The sequence below is a fragment of the Paenibacillus sp. Dod16 genome, from assembly GCF_049893405.1.
Taxonomy (GTDB): domain Bacteria; phylum Bacillota; class Bacilli; order Paenibacillales; family Paenibacillaceae; genus Paenibacillus_AQ.
The window spans coordinates 34,652-59,644 of record NZ_JBNDYG010000027.1; the positions used below are offsets into that span (position 1 = coordinate 34,652).

General features: G+C 49.3%; 26 protein-coding genes and 2 riboswitches. Of the genes, 8 read left to right on the forward strand and 18 right to left on the reverse strand.

The genetic code is table 11. The features are described 5' to 3' along the window. Positions 1 to 22: 22 nt before the first annotated feature. Both ACPV3A_RS19015 and ACPV3A_RS19020 read right to left on the reverse strand, forming a co-directional pair. A complete protein-coding gene (locus ACPV3A_RS19015) occupies positions 23 to 697 on the reverse strand; it encodes a potassium channel family protein (RefSeq protein WP_009592874.1) in 675 nt (224 codons plus the stop codon). A gap of 16 nt (positions 698 to 713) precedes the next feature. Beyond that, on the reverse strand, positions 714 to 2,054 hold the full coding sequence (locus tag ACPV3A_RS19020; protein WP_426200594.1) for a TrkH family potassium uptake protein: 1,341 nt from the start codon (positions 2,052 to 2,054) through the stop codon (positions 714 to 716). A gap of 65 nt (positions 2,055 to 2,119) precedes the next feature. Next, positions 2,120 to 2,264, reverse strand: a riboswitch (cyclic di-AMP (ydaO/yuaA leader). Between the two features lie 291 nt (positions 2,265 to 2,555). Here ACPV3A_RS19020 and ACPV3A_RS19025 point away from each other — a divergent pair. Continuing rightward, entirely contained in the window at positions 2,556 to 4,244 is a 1,689-nt protein-coding gene (locus tag ACPV3A_RS19025) for a CPBP family intramembrane glutamic endopeptidase (RefSeq protein ID WP_426200595.1), read from the forward strand. Here ACPV3A_RS19025 and uvrC read toward each other — a convergent pair. Next, positions 4,216 to 6,219 carry an excinuclease ABC subunit UvrC gene (gene uvrC, locus ACPV3A_RS19030; protein ID WP_426200596.1) on the reverse strand — a complete coding sequence of 668 codons (2,004 nt, stop codon included), beginning with the start codon at positions 6,217 to 6,219 and terminating at the stop codon, positions 4,216 to 4,218. The genes ACPV3A_RS19025 and uvrC overlap by 29 nt on opposite strands. Positions 6,220 to 6,354: 135 nt before the next feature. After that, positions 6,355 to 6,672: a thioredoxin gene (gene trxA, locus ACPV3A_RS19035; RefSeq protein WP_009592891.1), complete on the reverse strand. Its 318-nt coding sequence runs from the start codon at positions 6,670 to 6,672 to the stop codon at positions 6,355 to 6,357. A gap of 253 nt (positions 6,673 to 6,925) precedes the next feature. Between trxA and ACPV3A_RS19040 the strand changes: the two genes are divergently transcribed. Beyond that, complete coding sequence (locus ACPV3A_RS19040; RefSeq protein WP_006212594.1) at positions 6,926 to 7,081, forward strand: hypothetical protein; 156 nt, start codon at positions 6,926 to 6,928, stop codon at positions 7,079 to 7,081. Positions 7,082 to 7,201: 120 nt separating this feature from the next. Here ACPV3A_RS19040 and dnaI read toward each other — a convergent pair whose 3' ends face one another. The 3 genes from dnaI to ACPV3A_RS19055 all read right to left on the reverse strand — a co-directional run bounded on the left by dnaI (position 7,202) and on the right by ACPV3A_RS19055 (position 10,192). Further along, entirely contained in the window at positions 7,202 to 8,155 is a 954-nt protein-coding gene (gene dnaI, locus ACPV3A_RS19045; RefSeq protein WP_216530810.1) for a primosomal protein DnaI, read from the reverse strand. 32 nt (positions 8,156 to 8,187) lie between these two features. After that, positions 8,188 to 9,693 (reverse strand): helicase DnaB, encoded by a 1,506-nt coding sequence (locus tag ACPV3A_RS19050; RefSeq protein WP_426200597.1) that lies wholly within the window; start codon positions 9,691 to 9,693, stop codon positions 8,188 to 8,190. Between the two features lie 199 nt (positions 9,694 to 9,892). Then, entirely contained in the window at positions 9,893 to 10,192 is a 300-nt protein-coding gene (locus ACPV3A_RS19055) for a YuiB family protein (RefSeq protein WP_015737411.1), read from the reverse strand. A gap of 250 nt (positions 10,193 to 10,442) precedes the next feature. Between ACPV3A_RS19055 and hemQ the strand changes: the two genes are divergently transcribed. After that, positions 10,443 to 11,192 (forward strand): hydrogen peroxide-dependent heme synthase, encoded by a 750-nt coding sequence (gene hemQ / locus ACPV3A_RS19060; protein WP_071222406.1) that lies wholly within the window; start codon positions 10,443 to 10,445, stop codon positions 11,190 to 11,192. A 145-nt stretch (positions 11,193 to 11,337) separates the two neighbouring features. On the opposite strand, the gene ACPV3A_RS19065 is transcribed toward hemQ, so the two are convergent. Together ACPV3A_RS19065 and ACPV3A_RS19070 are read right to left on the reverse strand one after the other, a co-directional pair. Then, positions 11,338 to 11,601: a hypothetical protein gene (locus ACPV3A_RS19065; protein ID WP_071222405.1), complete on the reverse strand. Its 264-nt coding sequence runs from the start codon at positions 11,599 to 11,601 to the stop codon at positions 11,338 to 11,340. Continuing rightward, positions 11,602 to 12,795, reverse strand: a complete 1,194-nt coding sequence (locus ACPV3A_RS19070; RefSeq protein ID WP_076324836.1) for an NAD(P)/FAD-dependent oxidoreductase — start codon at positions 12,793 to 12,795, stop codon at positions 11,602 to 11,604. Between the two features lie 479 nt (positions 12,796 to 13,274). Between ACPV3A_RS19070 and ACPV3A_RS19075 the strand changes: the two genes are divergently transcribed. Beyond that, positions 13,275 to 14,276, forward strand: a complete 1,002-nt coding sequence (locus ACPV3A_RS19075; RefSeq protein ID WP_426200598.1) for an NAD(P)/FAD-dependent oxidoreductase — start codon at positions 13,275 to 13,277, stop codon at positions 14,274 to 14,276. 199 nt (positions 14,277 to 14,475) lie between these two features. On the opposite strand, the gene ACPV3A_RS19080 is transcribed toward ACPV3A_RS19075, so the two are convergent. Continuing rightward, positions 14,476 to 14,619: a sporulation histidine kinase inhibitor Sda gene (locus ACPV3A_RS19080; RefSeq protein ID WP_006212600.1), complete on the reverse strand. Its 144-nt coding sequence runs from the start codon at positions 14,617 to 14,619 to the stop codon at positions 14,476 to 14,478. Between the two features lie 299 nt (positions 14,620 to 14,918). After that, positions 14,919 to 15,581, reverse strand: a complete 663-nt coding sequence (locus ACPV3A_RS19085; protein WP_426200599.1) for a YheC/YheD family protein — start codon at positions 15,579 to 15,581, stop codon at positions 14,919 to 14,921. Between the two features lie 221 nt (positions 15,582 to 15,802). On the opposite strand from ACPV3A_RS19085, the gene ACPV3A_RS19090 reads away from it, so the two are divergent. After that, entirely contained in the window at positions 15,803 to 16,012 is a 210-nt protein-coding gene (locus ACPV3A_RS19090; RefSeq protein ID WP_071222401.1) for a hypothetical protein, read from the forward strand. Between the two features lie 173 nt (positions 16,013 to 16,185). Here the strand turns inward: ACPV3A_RS19090 and ACPV3A_RS19095 are convergent, their stop codons facing one another. After that, positions 16,186 to 16,545 (reverse strand): HesB/IscA family protein, encoded by a 360-nt coding sequence (locus ACPV3A_RS19095; protein WP_071222399.1) that lies wholly within the window; start codon positions 16,543 to 16,545, stop codon positions 16,186 to 16,188. A 392-nt stretch (positions 16,546 to 16,937) separates the two neighbouring features. On the opposite strand from ACPV3A_RS19095, the gene mqnE reads away from it, so the two are divergent. Together mqnE and ACPV3A_RS19105 are read left to right on the forward strand one after the other, a co-directional pair. Then, on the forward strand, positions 16,938 to 18,044 hold the full coding sequence (gene mqnE, locus ACPV3A_RS19100) for an aminofutalosine synthase MqnE (protein WP_426200600.1): 1,107 nt from the start codon (positions 16,938 to 16,940) through the stop codon (positions 18,042 to 18,044). 156 nt (positions 18,045 to 18,200) lie between these two features. Next, the gene (locus ACPV3A_RS19105; protein ID WP_426200601.1) at positions 18,201 to 19,259 is read left to right on the forward strand and encodes an NAD(P)/FAD-dependent oxidoreductase; all 1,059 of its coding nucleotides are present in this window, start codon (positions 18,201 to 18,203) and stop codon (positions 19,257 to 19,259) included. A gap of 57 nt (positions 19,260 to 19,316) precedes the next feature. Here the strand turns inward: ACPV3A_RS19105 and ACPV3A_RS19110 are convergent, their stop codons facing one another. Next, the gene (locus tag ACPV3A_RS19110) at positions 19,317 to 19,565 is read right to left on the reverse strand and encodes a YuzB family protein (protein ID WP_071222396.1); all 249 of its coding nucleotides are present in this window, start codon (positions 19,563 to 19,565) and stop codon (positions 19,317 to 19,319) included. Between the two features lie 82 nt (positions 19,566 to 19,647). Here ACPV3A_RS19110 and ACPV3A_RS19115 point away from each other — a divergent pair, with 82 nt between their 5' ends. Beyond that, positions 19,648 to 19,893 carry a NifU family protein gene (locus tag ACPV3A_RS19115; protein WP_006212609.1) on the forward strand — a complete coding sequence of 82 codons (246 nt, stop codon included), beginning with the start codon at positions 19,648 to 19,650 and terminating at the stop codon, positions 19,891 to 19,893. Positions 19,894 to 20,090: 197 nt separating this feature from the next. Here ACPV3A_RS19115 and ACPV3A_RS19120 read toward each other — a convergent pair whose 3' ends face one another. The 5 genes from ACPV3A_RS19120 to ACPV3A_RS19140 form a co-directional block, all read right to left on the reverse strand. Next, positions 20,091 to 20,864: an SDR family oxidoreductase gene (locus tag ACPV3A_RS19120; RefSeq protein ID WP_426200602.1), complete on the reverse strand. Its 774-nt coding sequence runs from the start codon at positions 20,862 to 20,864 to the stop codon at positions 20,091 to 20,093. 203 nt (positions 20,865 to 21,067) lie between these two features. Beyond that, positions 21,068 to 21,910, reverse strand: coding sequence for a MetQ/NlpA family ABC transporter substrate-binding protein (locus ACPV3A_RS19125; protein WP_426200603.1), 843 nt, complete (start codon positions 21,908 to 21,910; stop codon positions 21,068 to 21,070). Positions 21,911 to 21,979: 69 nt separating this feature from the next. Beyond that, a complete protein-coding gene (locus ACPV3A_RS19130) occupies positions 21,980 to 22,648 on the reverse strand; it encodes a methionine ABC transporter permease (protein WP_426200604.1) in 669 nt (222 codons plus the stop codon). Continuing rightward, on the reverse strand, positions 22,648 to 23,664 hold the full coding sequence (locus ACPV3A_RS19135; protein WP_426200605.1) for a methionine ABC transporter ATP-binding protein: 1,017 nt from the start codon (positions 23,662 to 23,664) through the stop codon (positions 22,648 to 22,650). Before ACPV3A_RS19135 ends, ACPV3A_RS19130 begins: the two co-directional genes overlap by 1 nt. Before the next feature lie 107 nt (positions 23,665 to 23,771). After that, a riboswitch (SAM riboswitch) is annotated at positions 23,772 to 23,917 on the reverse strand. A gap of 121 nt (positions 23,918 to 24,038) precedes the next feature. Then, the gene (locus ACPV3A_RS19140) at positions 24,039 to 24,758 is read right to left on the reverse strand and encodes a Cthe_2314 family HEPN domain-containing protein (RefSeq protein ID WP_071222391.1); all 720 of its coding nucleotides are present in this window, start codon (positions 24,756 to 24,758) and stop codon (positions 24,039 to 24,041) included. Positions 24,759 to 24,993 lie beyond the last annotated feature (235 nt).

Sequence of the window (24,993 nt, forward strand, 5' to 3'; positions counted from 1 at the left end):
GTCAGGTTTTTTTCTTCTATATTTATTTTTCGAGCATATTCACGACCTCAGACTCAAAGCGATCCACATTATCATTGGAGCCGATAACGACCATAATGTCGCCGGAGTTCACCACGTCCATGGCTGTCGGCGCTACGATGATGCCGGATTGTTTATTCAGGGCCACCACGCTGACACCGTAACGAACCCTCGTATTGAGCTCGCTAAGCGTTTTTCCGTCCATGCAGTCCGTGACCGTCATCTCCACAATCAGATAGTCCTTGGATAATTCGATATAGTCAAGCAGATTGGGCGTGACAAGCTGATGAGCTACCCGGATCCCCATATCCCGTTCCGGAAAGATCACCCGGTCGACGCCCAGCTTCTCCAGCGCCCGGCCGTGCAGCACCGAAATCGCCTTGGCAACGACCATGGCGACACCAAGCTCTTTCAACAAGATGGCGGATAAGATGCTCATCTGAATATCGTTTCCGATCGCAACAATGCCGCAATCGAAGTTACGAATTCCGAGCGATTTAAGCACCTCTTCATCGGTAGCATCCGCCACCACCGTGTGTGTCAGCAGCTCGCTCATATCCTCGACAACCTCTTCATTGCGGTCGATGCCGAGCACCTCATATCCCTGTTCCATCAGTTCAAGCGCCAGGCTGGCGCCAAATCGTCCCAAACCGATGATTGCAAATTGCTTTGGTTTCATGTCTCTCCAGTACTCCTTATCCAATAATCATTTTGCCTTCCGGATGACGATATAATTCTTTACCCTTTTTTGGCCCCAGTGCATAAGCAAGCGTCAACGGCCCCAATCGCCCTGCAAACATCGTAATGCTGATCAAAACCTTGCCGAACACCGTCAAATCGGGCGTTAAGCCCATGGAGAGACCCACCGTACCGAAGGCGGATGTCGTTTCGAATAGAATTTCCAGGAAATCCCCTTCCTCTGTCGTCGACAGAATCATCGCTACGGTTAGAACGAGCAGCAGTGCCAGTAATGCAATGGTCAGTGCCTTCAGCACCCGCTCCTGGGCCAGGCGATAACGGAACATGACGATGTCTTCACGCCCGCGCATCATGGCGATGACCGCCCCCACCATAATGGTGAAGGTTGTTGTTTTGATCCCCCCCCCAGTTGACCCTGGGGATGCTCCGATAAACATCAGAATAACGATAAAAAATTGCGTGGCCTGTCTAAGCCCCGTAATATCTATAGTATTCGCGCCAGCTGTACGCGGCGTTACGGATTGGAATAATGCGCCGAAGAATTTTCCGCCCCAATTCAGGGAGCCGAGCGTCCTCGGATTGGTGAATTCAAAAATAAGAATGACGATAAATCCAACCAGCAGCAAGGTAGCCGTCATGGTGAGCACTACTTTGGAGTGCAAGGAAAGTCTCCGCTGTTTCCGGAAATCAATCAGATCGGATAATACGATAAAACCGATGCCGCCTGAGACAATCAAAAACATTACGACAACGTTGACTACAGGATCGTAGACATACCCGGTCAAACTCCGAAAATCGCCAAACAAATCGAAACCGGCGTTGTTAAACATCGTGACCGCATGAAAAACGCCATAATAAATCGCTTGGCCGATCGGCATATCAAATGCCCAGCGGATCGATAAAATCAAGGCACCGCAGGCCTCGATGATCAGGGAGTACAGGAGCACTCTGCGAATCAGCCTTACGATTCCTTCCATCGAGGACTGATTCATCGCTTCCTGCAGAATGAGGCGATCCTTGAGCGATATGCGCCTTTTGAGAGCCAAGGCAAACAAAGTGGCCATCGTCATGAATCCGAGCCCGCCGATCTGAATCAGCAGCATGATCACGATCTCTCCGAAGGAGCTGAATGTCGTTCCTGTATCCACCACAACCAGACCCGTTACGCAAGTTGCAGATGTCGAAGTGAACAAGGCATCGATAAATTCCAGCGGTTCACCTGTACTTGTGGATATCGGCAGCATTAACAGCGCCGTCCCGATGAAAATAATAGCCGCGAAACCAAGCACGAGAATCTGCGGCGGAGACAACCTGAGCCAGTTCAATTTAGAGTTCAATCGGTCACCTTCTTAAAAAAAATCAAGAAAAAAAGACACTGGAAAACGCAGTGCCCTTTACGGTCTGGTTCCTGTGCTGCAGCCTACGAGGTTAGCTGACGGATTCGGGCATTTTCACAGGTCGCCCTATTCATTATTCTGGGAATAATGAAATTCACCCCAATTACATGGTTCCCCCATTTTCAGTACGAAATTCGGCTGGAATATTCGGTTCCTTGAAGCATGATGTGATTATAACGCAATCCGGTACGTAACCCAATGCCGTTTTTCACCCAAAAAATCTTTAAAAGAGCGCGAATTGGGCATATTCAAGAATACAAGCATAGGGTTCTCTAACGTTTTCGAAACCTTTCATTCATTTTCATCGATTTGTTTCATTATTCCGGATATTGGGATAAGCTGCTTATGACTTTCATAACTATGTTATATTGACTCTATGCGTTCTTAATCAGGCATATCGAATACCAGTGGGAGTATCAACTTTCTTAGAGGAGGAATTTCATGAATCGTGCAAGAGAGCCCTTGAAGCTGAAGCCCAATCTGAAGCAGCTCATCGCGCCTGCCGCAGTCGGCCTGATTCTGTTCCTATTATTTCAGGTGTTTCCGTCGACGAATTCGGATTCTACCGAGATGGCATCTCCGAATATCATATCCAAGGAGCAGGCTCGGCAAGCAGCTTCAAGCTTTGCTCAAGAGTTTTTGCAGTTTACGGCTGCGGAAACGGATGACACGCTGGTTACATATCAATCCAAATCGGAACTTTACGGATATCTGGCGAAGGAAAAGAGACTTTCGGAATACAACAAAACCTATGAAGCCAAATATCCCTATGACGTATACCGCGTTCGCTTCAGCAAGCCGGGTGGCGATGCCCTCAATGTGGACGTGCACATGCAAAATTCAGGCATCGTCGGCTTCTCGTACGATTACGCCCGCTCCAGCTATGACCGGATTGAGCTGAACAAGGGCGATGCGCAAAGTCAGATGCTGCTTGTCGTCGAGGACGGCATGTCATTATCCGAGAAGCAAGCTCTTGCGGAGCCTTGGCTCCAGCGAGCGGGCTATGACCTGTCGCATCTGGAGCTGGTCACGCGGGAAGGGGAACCCCGGCTCCGGTATGTGGACCCCGATTCCAAGATCGGCGACTCCAGATTAGAGCACCGTTTCACCTTCGAGCAGGGGAAATTACGCTCCTATGAGCCATCTTTTTCGGTCCCGGCCGCCCATTCCGCCTATGTCAACAAGCAGACTCAAGATGCCACGCTGCTGACGCTCGCAGGGTATGGCCTGTTCACCCTCATCCTTGGCATACTTGCGATTGTGTACAGCGTGAAGACCAGAGCCTACACGTCGTTTAAGCGCGGCCTGTTCCTATCGGCGCTGCTGTTTGTCATCCAGATGCTGAATACGTACAATCTGATTCCCGTTTTCAAATCCGAGGGGATGTCGCAAACCGGCATACTCGGGATGATGATCTTCTATGCGGTCTATTCGCTCATCTTCTCCGCACTGCTCTATTTCGCCCTTGTCGGGGGCAGCGGGCTATGGCTCAAAGAAGACGGGCTTAATCCATGGCCGCGCGCCAAAGAACCCGGATACGGTCATTATGTGCTGGACAGCATGAAGCTGGGGTACATGTGGGCTTTCATCCTGCTTGGGGTCCAATCCATTATCTTTGTCCTTCTGGGCCTGACCTTGAATACATGGTCCACCACGGATGCCACACAATCGCCTTACAACATGCTCTATCCTTGGCTCTTCCCGCTGATGGCCTGGCTGGCCGGCATATCCGAGGAGGCCGTCTATCGACTGTTCGGCATCAAAATGCTGAAAAAGATCGTCCGAAATACGTTCGTAGCCAGTTTGATCACCTCGATCATTTGGGCGCTCGGGCATACACTCTATCCGATATACCCTGTAATTTCCCGGCCCATTGAACTGGTTATCATCGGCTTGCTGTTCAGCTACATCTTTTTGAAATACGGGTATTTGGCGGCCATGTTCTCCCATGTCATCTTTAATAGCATCTTGATGGGCATTAGCCTGATCCTGCTCAAGGATACCAGCAATTTGCTGATGGGTGCGTTCTACATGGTCCTTCCGGCGATGGTCGCCTATGCGATTTACCGTTTCAATCCAACAAAAAAAGAGAAGCCGTATGTCACGACTCCTCCTCACGAAGTGCCTTAAGAATTTCCGTTGCTAATTTCTCACCGATTGAAAGGGGCTTGAAGTCTTCGACTGAAGCCTCTTTTATTTTTTTGACTGAGCCAAAATGCTTTAACAGCAGCTTGCGGCGCTTCTCTCCAATGCCCGGGATGGAATCCAGCTTGGAGGATACCATCGATTTGCCGCGCTGTTCGCGGTGGAAGGAAATCGCAAAACGGTGAACCTCATCCTGAATGCGCTGCAGCAAATAGAACTCCTGGCTGTCCCGGGGAAGCGTAACCGGCTCCGGCGGGTCTCCGACCATGAGCTGCGCTGTTTTATGCTTGGCATCCTTCACAAGCCCGCAGACCGGGATAAACAGCCCCAGCTCATTCTCAAGTACATCGATGGCGGCGGAAATCTGTCCCTTCCCTCCATCGACCACAATCAGATCGGGAAGCGGCAAGTTCTCCTTCAAGACGCGCTCGTACCGCCGCCGGATGACTTCACGCATCGTATCATAATCGTCCGGTCCCAGCACGGTACGGATCTTGTACTTCCGGTATTCCTTCTTGTCCGGTTTCCCATTGGTGAATACAACCATGGCCGATACCGGATTGGTCCCCTGAATGTTCGAGTTATCAAATGCCTCGATCCGGTTCAGCGACTGGAGGCCGATCACTTCGCCCAGATTCGCCGCGGCAACCGAGGTGCGTTCTTCATCACGTTCAATCAAGCGGAATTTCTCGTCCAAGGACACCTTCGCATTATCCGATGCCATGCCCACCATCTGCTTCTTCAAGCCGCGCTGCGGCACATGCACCTTCACGCCGAGCCATTCCTGCAGGGCGGCAGCCCCTCCGGCTGCATCCACGATGCCTGCAGCTTCCGCCTGCTTCTCCTGTGCCTGGGCAAGGGCAGCCTGCTGCGCATCCAATGCCCCTCCGGAAAGCGAATTCGCCGAATCCGCGGCTTCCTCTGCGCTTTGCATACCTGTATCCGCAGCCGTTCCCGTAACCGACTCCGAATCAGCCTCGTCTATCAACAGAGGCTCAGGCAGCAGAATTTCCTGCGGCAATGCAGGATTATCGCTGTAATACTGGGCAATAAAAGACATAAAGTCGCTGTGCGCATCGCCGTAGAACGGAAAAACAGACTTGTTGCGCTGCACCATTTTCCCTTGGCGCATGTACAGGATCTGTACGCACATCCAGCCTTTATCCACAGCATAACCGAATACGTCGCGGTCCCGCGTATCCGTCGTCGTAATCTTCTGCTTCTCCATCAGCGTATCAATATGGATGATCTGATCCCGCAGCTCTTTGGCACGCTCGAAATACAAATCCTCCGCGGCCTCCTGCATCTTGCGCTGCAGTTCCTTCTTGATCTCCTCATGCCCACCGCTCAGAAATGAAGTAATCTCCCCGGTGATCTGCTCATATGCAGACTTCGGAATCTCCTTCACACATGGAGCCAAGCATTGCCCCATATGATAGTACAAGCACACTTCTTTCGGCATGACGCCGCATTTGCGCAAAGGATACATTCGGTCCAGCAGCTTCTTGGTCTGCTGTGCCGCGTAAGCATTCGGGTAGGGACCAAAATATTTGGCTTTATCTTTAAGCACCCTTCTGGTTACTTCCAGACGGGGATGCTCTTCATTCGTTATTTTAAGATATGGATAGGTTTTATCATCCTTCAGCAGCACGTTGAATCTCGGCTGATGGGTTTTGATCAGGTTGCACTCCAGAATCAATGCTTCCATGTTGCTGCCGGTTACAATGTATTCGAAATCACGGATTTCCGAAACCAGCATCTGGGTCTTCCCGTTATGGCTTCCGGTAAAATAAGAGCGTACCCGGTTCTTCAGCACTTTGGCCTTGCCCACATAAATAATCGTGCCTTCATGATTCTTCATCAAGTAACAGCCGGGCTGGTCCGGCAGCAATGCCAGCTTGTGGCGAATATTCTCCAGCGCCTTCTCCTGCTCCTGAAGCTGTTTGGCAAAATCGTCCATGCTGTCCCTCCTCTCCAAGGAGATTATATAGTATTAACCATAAATATAAAACACTATGAATAACCACACAAAGCGCCTCCGGGTTTCACCGAAGGCGCTGTATGAAAGCAGATGGCGGTCTAGGACCAATCCTGCTTATTGATGTTTTGCAATGATGCCTTTCAAGGCTTCTTTGGAGTTCAGACCTACCACTTTATCGACAGGTTGGCCGTCTTTAAAGAAAATCATGGTCGGAATGCTCATCACGCCGAAACGTGCTGCGGATTCCGGATTCTCATCCACGTTCACCTTAGCAATTTTTACATCATCGCCGAGTTCTGAAGACAATTCGTCCAGAATCGGAGCAAGCATTTTACAAGGGCCGCACCATGGCGCCCAGAAATCAACTACAACCGTTCCTTGACCTTCAACTTCATTCACGAAGGTTTGGTCGGTAACATTGACGATAGCCATTGTATTCTCCTCCTCACAGGATAAGATCAGGTATAGTGCGAATCATAATTGTCGAATGGGTCGACGAATTTAGTATACCACAATCGGTCGGAAAAAGTGAAATATACTCACCTAAAGAAAGAGGATTTCACGGGTTTTTTATGCAATCTTTACAAATGATTTGCGCATTGGGTATACTACTAGTAACAAGTCGGGTGACTGTCAAGTTTTTCGAGTTGGCACGGCATGTTCACCTTTTGAGGAGGCAAGCACCATGGATGTAAACGTACGCGTTAACGATCCACGGGAGCACATCAATGAAGAACCACGCAATGACTTTGGCGATTTGATGATGGGCTTCGTGGGGATGTTTGGTTTCATGACCATCATCTTTTTCGGATTCGTCATTATCAAGTTCTTGGTCGGCTAATACTTGATGACTCCTTGTGCGTAAATAAAAAGTCTGATCCCTGCCGCGTTCCATACGCTAACGGGATCAGACTTTTTACAATTCATGGGAGGTTTGTCCATAGGAAGCTTGCTTGCAATACTAGAATTTACCTCTCTGGTTCTCCCCGAATAAATGAACGACATCCACAAAAGGCGCAATCCGGTTCATCAAGCGCTGACCTTTGTGAAGCTCCTCGCCATCCTTGCTCGTGAAGCTCAGATGCTGTTCAAGCCCGTCGAGCGGATAGTTCGACGTATAGAAGGTCGGCAGCCGGTTCATCCGGAAGTTCAGGATGGAACCGAGGACATGATCCCGAACCCACGGATTCAAATTCTCCGCTCCGATATCGTCAAAGATCAGCAAATCGCAATGCTTCATCGTCTCCACCATGTCCTTCAGCTTCTGACCGTCCTGCATCATGGTCTTCAGATCTTCCACGAAATCAGGCATATACACGATAACGCCCGAATGGCCCACTTTCGCGAGCTCATGCATCAGGTAGCCCATCAGGTAGGTCTTGCCCGTACCAAACGAACCGGTGAGATACAAGCCGCGCGGGGACAATCCATTCTCCTTCGTATCCCGGATGTACTTAAACACCTGGTGCACCGCAGGTGCCCGCAGGCGGTCCTTCGCCATTATCTCCATGTTGTCATAACCTTCGTTCAAGGCATGCTCATCGACATAAAAGCTGCGGATCCGTTTTTTGATCTGATCCTCATTGGTCTTCGCAATCTGCAGGGAACACGGCGCCTTCCGCTCATAGATCTCCACGGTTCCGTTCATCCGCTGGATATCCAGCTTGCTGAAATGTCCCTGGAAATCATTCGGACACCGGTCCAGACCCGGACATGCCTTGCAGTGGGCCTGATCTCCCGCATATTGGTACAGTTTGCTTAAATTCAAACGAATGACCCGGTCATCGATCTCCGGGTATTCGCTCCGCAATGCTTGAATCAAAGGATTCCTGAGCAAATCTTCCATAATCTGCTCGGTCCTGCGCCGGAGCGCAGGACTTTTCATGCTTTCCAGCAGTTCACCAAGGGACTCCATCTCTAGTTCCCTCCTCTCTTAAGCAGGATTCTTTATCCGCCCTTCTTGCTGCCAGCCTGCATTTCTGCCGCAAATCGCATCATTTCTTCGAATTCCTCATCCGATACGGCCTCCGCCTGATCGGATTCCAGAGCCACTGGAATTTCCGGCTTCACCTTTCCGCCTTTAGCGTATGTACGCGTACGTTGTGTGGTCGCCTTCTGCTTGCCTTTCATCTTGGCTTGATCGCGTATATACTGAACAGCTTTCTCATAGCTGTTCACCTGCTTCAGCAGCATATTGGAAGCAATAGCCTCCACGAAATTGCGGTTGATGCGCTGCTCGCCGCCTGCGGCCATGAGTGACATTAAATAATGAATGAGTACGTTGATGACTTCACCCGGCAGCTTGTAACTCAGATCGATCTTTTCGAAAATGTCCAGGAACTGCGCTGGAACCGAGCCCGGGAAGAAGGTCTGCAGGAGCCGGGTATAAGGCTCGTTGCGAAGCATCATATTATATTGGTGGATATCGCACTTCGATTGGAACTGAGTCGGAACCTCTACATAGTATTCCATCTCTACCGCATGCTCCTTTGCCGGCTCTTCCGGATCGGCCGTCATCTCCTGCCGCAAGGCAACGACCTTGCCTGCCGTAATCTGCCGCTTCTCCTGCATCTTCATTCCCTGCCTAAAGTGAAGACTGGCCTTGTGCTGAAGATCATCCAGCACGACCTCGCCATGCTCGGTAAATATGCCGTCCTCGTCCAACAGGCGGCACAAATCCTGCGTGCTGAGATCGTATTTCCGCACCACGTAATTCACGATGCCCATCTGCTCGTGGTCGTAGCGAAGACGCTCCACAAAGACCCGATTACGGGATTCGCGCGGGAAACGGAGAATAATGTCCGCATAGTTCAGACCTTCTCCTTGCGGATTTGGCGGCGCCATGGACTTCCGTGACACCGCGACCTCTTCCAGCGCTTGCTCCAGTTCATAATCAATGACATGCGTGTTCAGCTCAAAAATATCATAAAAGGGAACCGAAATGTTCTCCTTGTTGAAGGAAATACCGGACCATTCAAGGGGTTCCTTGCTCCAAAGCTCTTCTCTTAACGACAGCACGGCGAATTTCCCCACCTTGTCGCGAAGCAGCAGTGTCAGATGCTGAGTGTTAAAGAACTCCGCTGGACTGAGCGGTGCTTGCAGCTCATATTCATAGATATGGTCATCCGTTTCCGGGACAAACATCCGGCTTGTCTGCAGTAAACCTACCGCTTCCAGCTTCGAGGTTTGCTCAATGAGAAATCGGCGTCCTTTTTCACTAGGCTCAAGCCCTAATGTCAAGAATAATCTTCGCTGCTGTTCAATAGCCGAGTAACCCACCTTCTCCACCGGCACATGCGATACGAGAAGACGGTACAGACTGACAGCAAACGCGCCAACCATCGGTTGATAAATCGAACCAAGCATTTTGTCATCCAGGCCGCTTAAGCAGAAGTCACGGTATACGCAGTAACGGTGGTTCTCGGTAAAATGTAAAAAATTAGTCATGCGCATCGTTTATGCTCCCCCTGTCGCCCAAAAATAGACTTCCTCTATTCTATCATAAATCCGTCGTCTCGAAGTCGGTTCTTTCGCATCAAAAATTCTGGAATTCTTGCGCCCGCCATTTGCATGCTTCCACAAATAATAAATGACGGCCCCCAGGTATTGCAGAGCCGCCATCAACACTACATTCAATTTGCGCCAAGCGCGTTTAAAACATTCTAAAGCCTTTAATACGCAATGTCTTAATGGTCCATCCGCTCATGTAGGCACCAATCAGACCTGCAACTCCTGTTAAGTAATCCACCAGTTGGAAGGATCCCACGTGAGTCCAGAACGACATTTGGCCCCGATCCCACAAGCTGTATACAACGACCGGCAAAATGACAATCACGAACAGAAAGCAAGGAAACCAGGTCGTCTTCATCAACATATTTAGGATAAAACCGATACCGAACATCATGACAAAAAACAAAATCATCAGCACGAGCACAGGAATAAATTGAAGCATGATCGCTGTTTTCACCTCTTCTTTATCACCTACGCGTAGCAGCTATTCTACTCTATTGCAGCAAGAAACAGCACACCAAGCTTTAGCTAATAGCTAGTTTACTAAAAATAATGTCACAGATCAACGAACAATCGTGAATACATTGTGTCGGCGTTTGCCCTTCCGACTGCGCTTACAGTACAATATAGGAAGTTAATGCAAGCGGCCATCCGCTTCAATTATAACGAACATAACGTTTAGGAGTGATCACATGAACGAAGCTGCCATGACGCTTGAGGGCTGGTATGCGCTGCACGATTTCCGCACCATCAATTGGCCGGCCTGGAAAGCTGCAGATGAAGAAGTACGTGCTTTTGCGCTGGACGAGCTGAATGCATTCCGCGAGGAATGGGATGCCGTCGAAGCTGCCCAAAAAGGCAGTACCGCTGTATATACCATCGTCGGTCAGAAAGCCGATTTTGTATTTATGCTTTTGCGCGAGACGCTGGAAGAGCTGAACGCGATCGAGAACGCCTTTAACAAAACAACGTTCGCCCAGTTCACCACCAAGGCTTATTCTTATGTAAGCATTGTCGAGCTGAGCAACTACCTGGCCGGCTCCTCCGATGAGGATCCGATGCAGAATCCGCATGTCATTGCCCGTCTGAAGCCGGCCCTGCCAAAATCGAAGCATATCTGCTTCTATCCGATGAACAAAAAGCGGGATTTGTCGGACAACTGGTACATGCTCAGCATGGACGAACGCAAATCCATGATGAAGAGCCACGGGATGATTGGCCGCGGTTATGCCGGCAAGGTCAAACAGATCATCACCGGTTCCGTTGGATTCGACGATTGGGAATGGGGCGTAACCCTGTTCAGCGACGACGCGCTTCAGTTCAAGAAGCTCGTGTACGAAATGAGATTTGACGAAGTAAGTGCGCGTTTCGGCGAGTTTGGTCCGTTCTATGTCGGCAACCTGCTCGATCAGGCTTCATTTACAGATTTAATGAAGGTATAATTCCTTCTGCACATAAACCAGCATGTACAAAATATCCCCACAAAGTGGAGCCTATGCTACGATGTTTATTCCAAATACTTTGCGGGGACCCCAAAAAACTTATAATGTCAAAAAAGGGATGCTCTCAACACGAGCATCCCTTCTTCTATTCCTCACCGTCGTCCTCATCTTGCTCTTGCTTGCGCAAGGTTTCAAGATATTCAGCCGTCGCCCGGTCCCGGGCACGTCCCTTATCCTTGAGCCGCTCAATAGCAGGAAGTATGAGAATGTCGACCTCCTGCTGAATGGTGTAAGCCAGATCGTACCGCTCCTGCGACTCCAGATAGGAGCCGACCTCCATCAGGGCGTTATAACGATCCAGCTCATCTCTGGTGAGCAGCCCCCGTACTTGAACGCTGCAGTGTCTCATTTATAGAAACCTGCCTTTTTTCAGGACGAGCGGAATCCCTCCAATAATGAAGAGGTAGCGCAGATCAACCAACTTTTTCAGCTGGGCCGCTTTCCATCCCTGATATTTCTTATCCCCGACAACCGCAATGCCTTCGCCCCGTCCAAGAGAAGCTACCGTGCCTTTGTTATGGAACTCGAATTTGCGCATCGACTTGTCCCGAATTGCCGCAACGATATTTTGGGCACAGCACACGCCTTGCTGCATCGCCATTTGGGCGGTTGGCGGATAAGGTCTGCCTTCCTCATTAAAAATCAGGGAGTTATCGCCGATAATATAAATGTTCTCGTATCCGGGAGCACGCAAATATTCGTCAACCTTGACGCGGCCTCGCATCGTTTCGAAACCGGCTGCTTCCACCAGACGGTTCCCGCGGATGCCGCCGGTCCATACCACCGTTGCCGCCCGGATCTCTTCGCCATTGTTCAGAACGACTCCGCCTGGCAGGCATTCCTTGATCGCAATGCCCATCTTGAAGGTAACGCCTTTCTTCTCAAGTACGTTCATGGCGTACTCCACCAGTTCCGGTGCAAACCCCGGTAACGCGGCAGGCGCGGCCTCGACATTATAGATGTTCACCAGCGTCGGATCGACGTCATATTCCTTGCACAGTCTCGGAATGCGGTCCGCCAGCTCGGCTACAAACTCGATGCCGCTGAATCCGGCTCCGCCAACCACAAAGTTAATGCGCTCTTGCGGTCTGCGCTCATTTTTATATAAAGCAAACTGATACTCAATATGCTCACGTATCAATCGTACCGAGTTAATGCTTCGGATCGTCATCGCATGCTCTGCGAGTCCTGGAATCCCGAAGGTTTCCGGCTCTCCGCCGAGTCCAATGACAAGATAGTCATAGGATAATGTTCCATCTTCAAGAATAACCTTCTTATCGTGAAGGCGGATTTCCTGAACCGAGGATTTGACCAGGTCGATTTTGAATTCGTCGATCAACTTGGAAATGGATACCCGGGTGTTCTCAATGCTGTCTGTTCCTGCTGCCGGCATATGCAAATGCGTTGTAATATAATGATAATCATGGCGATTCACCAATGTAACATCGGCCTCATTATAATTCAGCTCTTTTTGCAGCCGCTGCGCTGTCAATATGCCTCCGTAACCCGCGCCAAGGATTACGATCTTCGGTATGCTGCTCATTCTATTGCTCCTTCCAGCTTACTCTTTATATATACAGTATGGTGCACATGTTAACATTCTGTGAAATTGCATCCAAAAAAAGAGAAGAGCCCTAATCAGAGCCCGTTTCAACATTTGACCTGATGGTTCATTAAGGTTCAAAAACAGCTGTAACACTAAGGTTTCCTTACTTCGGCTACAGTTGACAATATATAGGACTACCCTGTAATGAACACAAGTTATCACGTTAATCATATGCATAAACTATGCAAATATCAAGAAATTTTTTGCCATATAATGTGCAAATCATTCCGCCATTTATCCCCTTACTTACTAAGTAAGCGCATCCATTCCAATGTTAGGTATTTTAACTCATTTCTCGTCTTTTCATGCCGCTTCGGGACGATTATAATAGGTAAGGAATTCGTGAATCAGCTTTATCCGGACAAGAACGTCTGTCTGATTCGAATATAAACTCATTTTATGGAGGTGCTTACCGCATGACAACGATGCCACAAGACAGCAATATGACGGATCTTTTGATTATCGGTGGCGGACCTGCAGGTATGTTTGCTGCTTTTTACGGCGGAATGCGCCAAGCTTCGGTTAAACTTATCGAGAGCATGCCTCAGCTTGGAGGCCAATTGGCTGCGCTGTATCCTGAGAAATATATTTATGACGTAGCAGGCTTTCCGAAAGTAACCGCTCAAGAGCTTGTGAACAATCTGTCCGCCCAAATGGAGCTCTTTAAAACGGACATTCGTCTTGAAGAGAAAGTACAAGCTGTGGAAAAACTCGAAGAACGTCATTTTGTCGTAAAAACGAATTTGGGTGAACACCACGCCAAAGCTGTTATCATTACAGCCGGTGTAGGAGCGTTCCAACCCCGTCGACTGGAGATTGAAAGGGCAGAAGCATACGAAAAGACCAACCTTCATTATTTCGTCAACGACCTCAGCCGCTTCAAAGGCAAGAAGGTTCTCATCAGCGGCGGCGGCGACTCCGCGGTAGACTGGGCGCTCATGATCGAGCCCATCGCCGAGCAGGTTACGCTGGTTCACCGCCGTGACAAATTCCGTGCCCATGAGCATAGTGTGGAGCAGCTCATGGCATCGAAGGTGAACATCATTACACCAACCGAGATCACCGAATTGCATGGTGAAGATACGATTACGAAGGTTACGCTTTCACATATTAAGACCAAAGAGACGCAAGAGATTGAAGTGGACGATGTCATTGTCAATTTCGGGTTTGTGTCCTCGCTCGGTCCGATCTCCGAATGGGGCATTGCCATTGAAAGTAACTCCATTGTGGTGGATTCCCGTATGGAAACAAGTATCCCGGGCATTTTTGCAGCCGGCGATATTACCACCTATCCGGGCAAGGTCAAACTGATCGCTGTTGGATTTGGTGAAGCACCTACCGCCGTGAACAATGCCAAGGTTTACTTCGATCCTGAGGCCAGATTGGCACCGGGCCACAGCAGTAACATGAAATTGTAAGAGCAGCTAGAATTTTTAACTTCATCTACATCCATATTCATAGAAAAAAAGGTATCTTCGTTCCGAAAGGGGTTACACCCGCCCCGGAACCGAAGATACCTTTTCTATTCTTCAAACCATATGTAGAACTTGGTTGAAAGCTCCCACATTATATACGTATCATGTCGTAAGTTATCTATTCTATATACGAAAAATCTGATTAATGCAGGATGCTGCCGGAATCGGTGTCCAAGTTCCGTTTATGAATTTCGGCTAGCAGTAGAGTGATGAACTCTCGTTCCAACTTCAACTCAACAGCCATATGATAGGAATCGAGAAGCATCTCATCCGTCAACATAGCCATCCCTCTCACACCCCTTCCTCAAATTTCCTGAATCTATCATATCAGACATGCTAAAACGGAACAACTGTTCGCTTATCCACAACCTCTTGTGGAAATCCTGTGTATAATTTGTTGGTAAGTGTAAAAAACAGGGTCATATCAAAGTGGATTATGGGGATAAATGTTATACACAGGATATAGGGAAATTCTACTATAAAAAAAATTGATCAATTATAATATCGGTAGATTGTGGTTATTTTTTTATTACCCTATTAAAAAATCATATAAACCCAATTCATTTGGGATTATTAAACAAAAATTCAGCTTGGTCTTGTATTTACCTCCAAAATCCAAATCCTTCCATCGTTGTCTAATCCGTAATCAAATCCCAGTTCCCCGATCCCTGGAAAGCGGGATTCCAGTATCGCTATGCACTGTCTGGTTAATTGACGCATTTCATTGCGCTTTTCCCTAGCATTAATGTGGGGCAGTGACAGCCGGAGTGCTGGGCCACAACGAAGCAGCGTCCCCCCTTTACATATATTCGTCACAAAAAGCCCTGGGCTCGCGAGCCGCCCAAGCATGGCCCGGAATTCCCATCTCCCTCGATCCTTGACTACCTTTACACGGTAATCCAGCGGACGTCCCTGAATTCTGGCCAAATGAATGCCCTGCTGTATCATGTAGCGCCGTCTCAGCCTCATCCTGCTCAGTACGTATAACAGGGAATTCAATGTATCTACATGAACAGTACGCCTCTTATGGGTTACCAAGTATCCCGTTCCGTCTTTTTGTATTCGGATGACTCCGTTACCACCGGTTCCTATAATCGGCTTAATCACGACCATTTCGTGTTCGGCCAGCATTGAGACCAGGGTATCCCCTCCATACGACTGGGTAGCCGGAATGTAGGGAGCAACCTGCGGATCGGTCAGCAGCGCTTCCGTCTTCAACCACTTGCTGGCCAGTTGTCTTCCCGCCATGCTGCTTTCGCCTCCTTTTATTCATGACATACGTTATCCTATTCCCCTATCCGCACTTTGTCTTGGATGATTGTCCGTGATGGTATGCCTAATAATCGAGGTTCTTGCTGCCTCACGGCAGCCTCCCTTTGCAAATGCTGTGATCTATCGTATAGTAAGAACAGAGCTTTGTCCGTATTAAATCCATCACCATGGATACCTATAAAGGAGGCTTTGTCACCTTGGCAGCGTTGTTTGAAATATTGTACTGGATTGCCATTGTCGGCATGTCGGTTGCCCTAGCAGCCATCACCGTTCTTATCTTTGTCATGGGCTTCAAGTTCATCAAGGATAAGCGCAGAGGGCTCGGAGCGGGCTGCATCGTATTTTCGCTTGTGGCCGCCGGCATGATCGTGCTGATGCTGAACGATACCTTCTTCTTCCCGGTTTGAATAGGAAGAACCCCAAAAAAGCAGCCTCTCCTTATCGCGGAGTTGGCTGCTTTTTTGGGGTTCTTATGGCTACGCGGATATTCCCGATAACGTAATAAAGACCTCTCCGACAAGATTGTCGGGAGAGGTCTTTAACTGTTGGACTTAGGCTTTAGCCCTCTAGAGAGTCCTTATTAGCAAGGTTCCTCGTTCGGTTTGCCCGCATCCGTTGCCGTACGGAATGACGAACCACAGCCGCAAGTGACGGTAGCGTTCGGGTTGTGGATGGTGAAGCCGCCGGTCATGCCGGATTCCTCAAAGTCGATTTCAAGACCGTTCAGGTACTTCAGATCGTCCTTCTCGACAACGACTTTCATGTCCTGCAGGTCCATGTATACGTCAGCTTCCGTTTCTTGATCGTCAAAGCCCATTGCATATGAAAAACCACTGCAGCCGCCGGCAGTGACACCCAGTCGAAGGAACATATTGGGCGTTTCCTGTTCAGCAAGCATTTCTTTCAAACGTTCTGCAGCTGAGTCGCTGATTGTAATCATAGGTCACCCTCCTTTTCGTTCACTCTTTCAGTATACTCCTCTTCGCGAATTCGCTCAAGGTTGTTATGATGGCATTTGATATGTAATGAATAACCTATTTTCAATTCCTCTATTTGTGTTGCTACCCCGAGGGGTCAGGTTTATAATAGGGAAGGAACATGGGCGGCAACTGTTGGATATTTGTCACATCCCCCGGCTAAAAAGCGGCAAAGGTTATGGCTGGTCCACAGTTGTATATTTTTTCACAAACTCACTTATTTATTCAGCCCATTATTGATGCTTGTTGTTATACCACTATAAACGGACCGTTCCCTTAGGGGAGTGATTCACTTTATGATCGCTTTTTCTGCTGGATCTTCTATGCAGGTCAAGTGTGAACAGGAGGATTGAACATGTCCACAATTGTGACACCATTTACCGATCAGAGAATGGCGGAGATCGTTGCGAAAGTCCAAAACGGCGAACGCCTGAATCTTGAAGACGGTGTGTATTTGTACCAAACCGATGACCTGCTGACCCTCGGGCAGCTGGCTAATGAAGCAAATTTGCGCAAGAACGGGAAAAAAGTTTACTTCATTGAGAACATGAGTCTCTATTTCACGAATGTATGCGAATCCCACTGCACTTTTTGCAATTTCCGGAAAGATCAAGGCGAGGAAGGCTCCTACACCCTCTCCGGCGCTGAGATGATCGAGTATGTCGAGCAGCATATTCATCCCGGGATTCGTGAATTTCACATCGTTGGCGGACATAATAACCATGTGCCGTTCCAGTACTATGTAGATTCCCTGAAGGCATTGAGCGAGCGTTTCCCGGAAGTAACTCTGAAAGCCTATACGGCAGCGGAGATTGAATTCTTCACTCGCATAAGCGGACTTAGCACGAAGGAAGTGCTGCAAGAACTGCAGAAGGCAGGTCTTCAATCCTTAACAGGCGGCGGCGCCGAAATTCTGTCTGACCAATACCGTCAGAAGATGAAGGTGGATAAAGCCAACGTAGATCAATACCTCGACGTTCACCGTACCGCACATAAGCTTGGCATGAAGACGCACACGACCATGCTGTACGGATCGATCGAGAGCCATGAGGACCGGATCCGCCATATGCTGCAAATTCGGGATCTTCAAGATGAAACCGGTGGATTCATGGTATTCATTCCGCTGTCCATGCAGCCGAAGAATAAGAATGCAGGCATCATGCGCCGCAATTCGGCCTACGAGGATTTGAAAACCATTGCCATCAGCCGTCTGATGCTCGATAATATCGACCACATCAAAGCGTACTTCATTAATATCGGACCGCAATTGACTCAAGTTGCTCTCAGCTTCGGCGCTTCCGATGTCCATGGTACGATCCTGAAAGAACGCATCAGCCATGCTGCAGGAGCCTTAACCCCGGAAGGGCTGACACGCAAAGAGCTCGTCTGGCTCATCCAAGGCGCTGGCCGGATTCCGGTTGAACGCGATACCTTCTACAACGAGATTAAGGTTTACGAATAAGTCTTACCAGCAGGATTTAAGCAAACGAGAGACGTTCCAAAAAACGGAAAACAGGTTAAAGAGATAATATAGCGTGGGTAACCTAAGCCGCTTCTAGCGGCGTTTTTCTTGCGAATCGGCGCTCACCTTCTTATCTCTTGAGAAAGGAAGAAATTTATGAAAAAGCTCGTCATTCTCGGCGGAGGCTATGGTGGTCTTGCCCTAATTCAAGAATTATTCAGCAGCTATCTTCCTCCGGACGTGGAGGTCGTGCTCATCGACCGCATGCCATACCAAGGACTCAAAACCGAATACTACGCGCTGGCAGCAGGCACCGTGGCCGATACCGCCGTTCGTGTTAAATTCCCGGTGTATGACCGCCTCCAAATTGTATATGGTGAAGTCACATCCATCGATCTAGAGAAGAGGCTTGTTAACCTGACGAACAACGATCCCGTGGAATACGACCAACTCGCCATTGCTCTGGGATGTACGGACCGATATCATGGCGTTCCGGGCGCTGAAGAATTCACGTTTAGCCTGCAATCTTTCTCTGCCTCCCGGGAAACCTATTTGCACCTGAACAACCTCAGACCTTATGGTCAAGTTCATATCATTGGCGGAGGCTTAAGCGGCATCGAACTCGCTGCCGATCTTCGTGAAAGCCGGCCTGACCTTAATATCGCCATTTTGGACCGGGGACAACGGGTACTTTCTTCTTTTCCTAACCGTTTGTCTGCTTATATTCATCGCTGGTTTGAGGAACACCATGTGGATATCCACAGCGGGGTTTCCGTATCCCGAGTTGAGAAGGATGCCGTGTATAATCTGGATGTGCCTATCGCAACCGACCTGGCCGTATGGACGGCGGGCATCCAGCCCGTAAAGGTCGTACAGGATCTCGATCTGCCAAAAGACCGCAGCGAACGCATTCTGCTGAACGAGTGGTATCAGGTTCCGTCCCATCCGGAAGTGTACGTGATCGGCGACTGCGCCAGCCTTCCGTTCGTCCCAAGCGCGCAGGCAGCCGGGGCTCAAGCCGAGCAAGTGGGACATGTCATGAAAGCCTTATGGCGTGATGATACGCCAAAGGTATCTCCGCTGAAGCTCAAGGGAACCCTCGGCTCCCTCGGCAAACATGCGGGCTTTGGACTCATGGGCAGCACGTCGGTGCTGGGACGGGTACCAAGGATATTGAAGAGCGGCGTTCTCTGGAAATCCAAGCGTCATTACTAGCAGCGAACAGGCTGCAGACGCTATGTTCTTCCTCACGGAAATGCCAGGTATCCGGCGTCAGTTTTCCTCTTCGCTGTCCTGAAAGCTCTCCAGCTTGGCTATGACAACGTCAAGCAGCTCTTCAGCCGTGGGGGCCTCGACCCATTCGCCATCCACATAAGCGAAGGGCATCAGGTAGCACTGGCCGCAGCTGGTCAGGCAGCCGTATTCGATGACTTGACAATCGTACTTGGCTTCAAGCGTCTGCAGAACTTTATCCGTTCCGAAATAGGAATTGCTTGTGCAAAACTCAATGATAATGGACATTGTTATTAGACCTGCCTTAAGATTGGCATTTTATTTTGCCGGTTTATGTACTATAATATAGGGAGGAAAGGAGTTGAACAAGATGAGTGAAAACACGCAAACCACTGTATATGATGAAGTGGCTGAAGTGCTTGATAAACTTCGTCCGTTCCTGCAGCGCGACGGCGGTGACGTGGAACTGGTTGACGTTGAAGACGGCATCGTTAAGCTGAAATTGATGGGTGCATGCGGTAGCTGCCCTAGCTCCACCATTACTCTGAAGGCAGGGATCGAACGCGCCCTGGTTGAAGAAGTAGAAGGCATTCAAGAAGTAGTTCAAGTATTCTAAATCTTCTTTAACTATAAAGAGTCTTGGTTTCCCTCGTGGAACCAAGACTCTTTTTTTGAGATTAAAGAATATATAAGTTTTCAGCGGAGCATAAGCAATTCTTTAACTGCAATGATATGTTTTAGGGAGCCCCGCAAGTATAAAGAATTTGGAATTAGCATCGAAGCATGGACTCCACTTTGTGGGGTTATTTTAGATTAATCCGGTTTAATCAACGGACGGATCGGATCCAGCCCCCCGGATATATCCATGATATTGCCGGTAATGAAATCCGACTTATCCAGGCATAAATACTCGATCACCCTGGCGACGTCCTCCCCGCTTCCCGATCGTCCGCGCGGGGTCAGACCGTCTTGGATGCCCGATACCTCATCAATGGTCTTCTCCTTGTTGGCTCCGCGAATATCCCCCGGACAGATCATGTTCACGGTGATTCCATACGGGGCTTCTTCCACCGCAAGGGTCTTCGTAAAGGATACGAGGCCCACTTTAGCGGCAGCGTAGGCTGAACGCTGAGGCCACGCGCGGGCTTCTCCCGCATGTCCGAATCCAAAGTGGATGATGCGTCCCCACTTTTTCTCCCGCATGGCAGGCAGAACACGGTGGTCCAGCAGCATGACGCCGGTTAAATTGCCATTCACCATATGTACGATTTCGTCGCGGCTGTACTCCGAGAATAGACGACGTTCCCGAATGAACGGACCTGCGTTGTTCACCAGGATATCGATGCCTCCCAGCTGCTCCTCCGTCTGATCCACCAATGAATACAGCTCACGCTCGCTGGCGATATCGGCTTTAATCGCAATGGACTTCACGCCAAACCCCTCGATTTCGCGGGAGAGCGCTTCCGCTTCATCCTTGCTGTTTACATAATTTATAGCCAAATGACATCCCTGCCGGGCTAACGACAGCGCCGTCATTTTCCCCAATCCTGTCGCACTGCCTGTAATCAGCGCCACTTTTCCCTTCAAGGCTTTCCCTCCTCAGATGGATATCCTTCCTTCAGTATAAAAGATTTGATAAGGCCTAACAACTTGCAAACCCGGCAGAGAGGGCCCATTATACAAAAAAAGAAAGGCATTATCCATAAAGACCCACGGTCTTTTGGATAATGCCCTCTCTTCTCGGATACGATGAAACTTATGTTCAGCATCATCGAGCCTTGGTGCTCGAATTAAAATGCCGGAATGACAGCACCTTTGTACTCTTCTTCAATAAAGGTCTTCACGTCCTCGGAAGTCAGCGCCTTCGCCAATTTTTGAATGGCGTCGGAGTCTTTGTTGTCCGGACGAGCTACCAGCAGATTGGCGTAAGGGTTCTCTTTGTCTTCGATAAAGAGTGCATCCTTTGTTGGATCCAGTCCCGCTTCAAGCGCGTAGTTCGTGTTGATGACAGCCAGATCCAGCTCATCCAGCATACGCGGCAGCATCGCGGCTTCAACTTCTTTGAACTCCAGGTTTTTCGGATTTTCCACGATATCCTTAGCGGTAGCTTCAAGCTTGGTTTCATCCTCCAGCTTAATGACGCCATTCTTGGACAGCAGGGTCAATGCACGGCCCGCATTCGATGGGTCACTTGGGATCGCCACAACGGCTCCATCCTTCAGCTCATCGGCCGATTTAATCGTTCTGGAATATGCACCCAGCGGCTCCACATGCACGGCGATCACGGACTCCAGGTCCAGTTTGCGCTCTTTGATTTCATTATCCAGGTAAGGCTTGTGCTGGAAGAAATTCGCGTCGATTTCCTTGGAGTCCACTTGCGTATTAGGCAGAACATAATCGGTGAATTCCACGATTTCCAGGTTCACACCTTCTTTTTCAAGCGCTGGTTTGATATGCTCCAAAATTTTGGCGTGTGGTGAAGGCGAAGCGCCGACTTTCAAAGTTACGGGCTCTTGAGCGCCGCCTCCTGTTGTTCCCCCTGGCTCAGCCGCGTTATCCGCAGGCTTGCTGCCGCACGCAGCCAGCACCGTAACCAATGTCAAACTGATCAATGCCAATGTCCATTTTTTCATTCTAAAAACTCTCCCTCCGAAAATATATTATTTTTTTATATTGTCTTCCTTGATGCCTCATCCATTCCGTTATTTTCTTGTAAAATGTCGGACCAAGCGATCTCCTGCCATCTGCAGCAGTTGTACCAGCACAATCATTAATACGACGGCCAGGATCATAATCTCCGTCTCATAACGGTAATATCCATACTTGATAGCCAAATCGCCCAACCCGCCGCCGCCGACTTGACCGGACATCGCGGTATACGATACCAGGGTTACAATCGTGATGGTCATCCCAGCCAGCAAACCCGGGCGAGCCTCCGGAAGGAGAACCCTCCATATGATCTGGCTTGTCGAGGAGCCCATGGCCTGAGCCGCTTCAATGACCCCTTTGTCCACCTCATTCAAGGCAGTTTCCACGAGTCTGGCGAAGAATGGCGCTGCGCCTATCACGAGCGGTGGAATGGTTCCCAGCACGCCATAAGAAACACCCACAAGCGATTTCGTAATCGGGATCATCGCAACGATCAGGATAATGAATGGAATCGAACGCAGGATGTTCACAATGAACGACAGGATCGAGTATCCGAAGCGTACCAGGCCGGATGTGGATCTAGCGGCCATGTAGAGCAGCACGCCAATCGGCAGTCCGATAATGAAGCTGAACAATGCCGATGCCCCCAGCATCCGAAGGGTATCCAAGGTTGCCGTCCATATTTCTTTCCAGTCGATCTGGGTAAAATCGAGTTCGAACATTAATGAATCACCTCCACGTCTAATCCTTGTTCAAGGAGCTTCCGGATCGTATCTTCGATGGCGCCCTCTTCCCCTTCAAAACGGACAATGAGTTGGCCGTACGGCGTTTCTTTGATCGTGGAAATGGTACCCTGCAGAATTGCAAAATTCACGCCCGTCTCATGGACGGTATGGGACAGAATTGATTCGTACGTTTTCGATCCAAGGAACGTAATCTGCACCGCCCTTGAAGGTCCGTTCGTCTGGCCCTGAATGGCCAGACGGAAAGCTTCGCCACTGTCCATCTCCTGACGGATAAATTCCTGGGTTACCTCATGCTTCGGCTTCAGGAACACTTCCGTTACCGGGCCTTGCTCCACGATGCCGCCTTGATGAATAACGGCGACCCGGTCGCATATGCTCTGAATCACATGCATTTCATGGGTAATCAGCACGATCGTCAGATGAAACTTTTTGTTAATGTCCAGCAGCAGGCGCAGGATCGAATCCGTAGTCTGCGGGTCAAGAGCCGAAGTCGCTTCGTCGCACAGCAGCACTTCCGGATCACTCGCGAGCGCTCTGGCTATGCCCACCCGCTGCTTCTGGCCCCCAGATAGCTGAGACGGGTACTTGTCCCGATGCGCCTCGAGGCCGACCAAGGCCAACAACTCGGATACTTTACGTTCCAGTTCGGCGTTCGGCGTCTTGATCAGACGCAGCGGAAACGCAATGTTATCGTACACCGTCGCCGATGACAACAGGTTAAAGTGCTGAAAAATCATGCCGATTTTGCGGCGTTCCGCCTGAAGCTGCTTCTTGCCAAGCGACGTCAAGTTCTTACCGTTCACCCACACTTCGCCCGAGGTGGGCCGCTCCAACAAATTGATACAACGGATCAATGTACTTTTACCTGCACCGGAGTGTCCGATCACTCCGAAAATTTCTCCTTTTTCAATCGACAAATCCAATTCGGACAACGCAGTTGTTAAAGTTCCGGCTTTTCCGTACTGCTTCGTCAATTGCTTGAGCTCAATCAATCCGATAATCCTCCTTTTTCCGTAGCTTCATATCTATTTACCCAAAAGAAAAGAGCCTCTTTTTGTAGAATCAAAAAGGGCCCTCTTTACGTAAAAGTCAACGCCTTTTCTCATCTGTCAAAGCCAAGGATATCCTGTAGCTTTGAAGGAATTAGCACCATGTCACTCCATGCGTCATCGCGTTRTGCAATTACACGCTGGAGTCGGTTGCCGGGCTTCATCGGGCCTGTCCCTCCGCCTCTCTCGATAAGAAAACATCGATATGAAATTTTCCCGATTAATTTGATCTGATTTGATAACATTTAATGAATGCAATAGTTAGTATAGATTCTTTTCAGGTTTTTGTCAAAAGGAATTTCATGGCGATTTTGTGCCTAAGTCCTGACTCCATTTTTCGCCCAAAGCTTGTTCGTATATTTATAAGAGGCCGCCAAACTCCGGCATACCATATCAACGCCCTGTTTGAGATCGTCCAGGTGCTGGCCGATATCCTCCAGCTCGATCTTGTCCGACAGCCCTTGATGACGCTGCCACAAATCATCCTGCATCTCGGAATTCATGTAATGGATTTCAGCATTGCGCCGTTTCCGGAGGGTGTTCAGCGGTGTTTTGTAACGATCCTTGATCTCCTCCAGCTCTTTGGCCAGCTCTCCGTGGGCCTTTAGGAATTTAAACTGCCGCAGGACCGTAAAATAAGAGAAATGCGCCTTCACCTTGGAGGTATGAAGATCATACAAATCGTTCAACACCGTCCCCAGCTTGTCAAGGATCGAGAATACGCGGATGAAGCCGTTTTTGTAAAAATACACATACCGTTGATATTCCCCTTGCTCCTGAATCGACATGTCATCGATGTAACCCGATTGGATCGATTGACTGAAATGCCTGGCCGCATTCCAGCTCTGTTCCAGCTCATCCAGGGAAACGATCAACCCCCGGGTCCAAATCTCAAGCTTGCGAAAATCATGCGTCGGATCCTGATTTTTCTCCATTTCCTTCTGCAGCAGCCGGGTTGTTTGGACCATCGATTCGATGGCTTCCTCAAGCAGGCCGTTATTCTGCCGGGGCTGTTCCCCAAGTAACATTCGAAGCATGGCGGTACCCCCCTCGCGTCATCAGATTAACCTTGGTTCTTGGATCGCTATTTGCCAAAATAGGGATTCCACCGCATTTCAACCGTCTTCATGATATCCTCACGCAGGAATAACTCATCCGGGTATCCCGGTTTCATTCCATCCATGACCAGGGATTGTTCTTATAGGATGCCCCCGAAACGACCAGACAACCCCCATCTCCTTGATATCGGACAGGTCGAGCGGATGGCTTGGT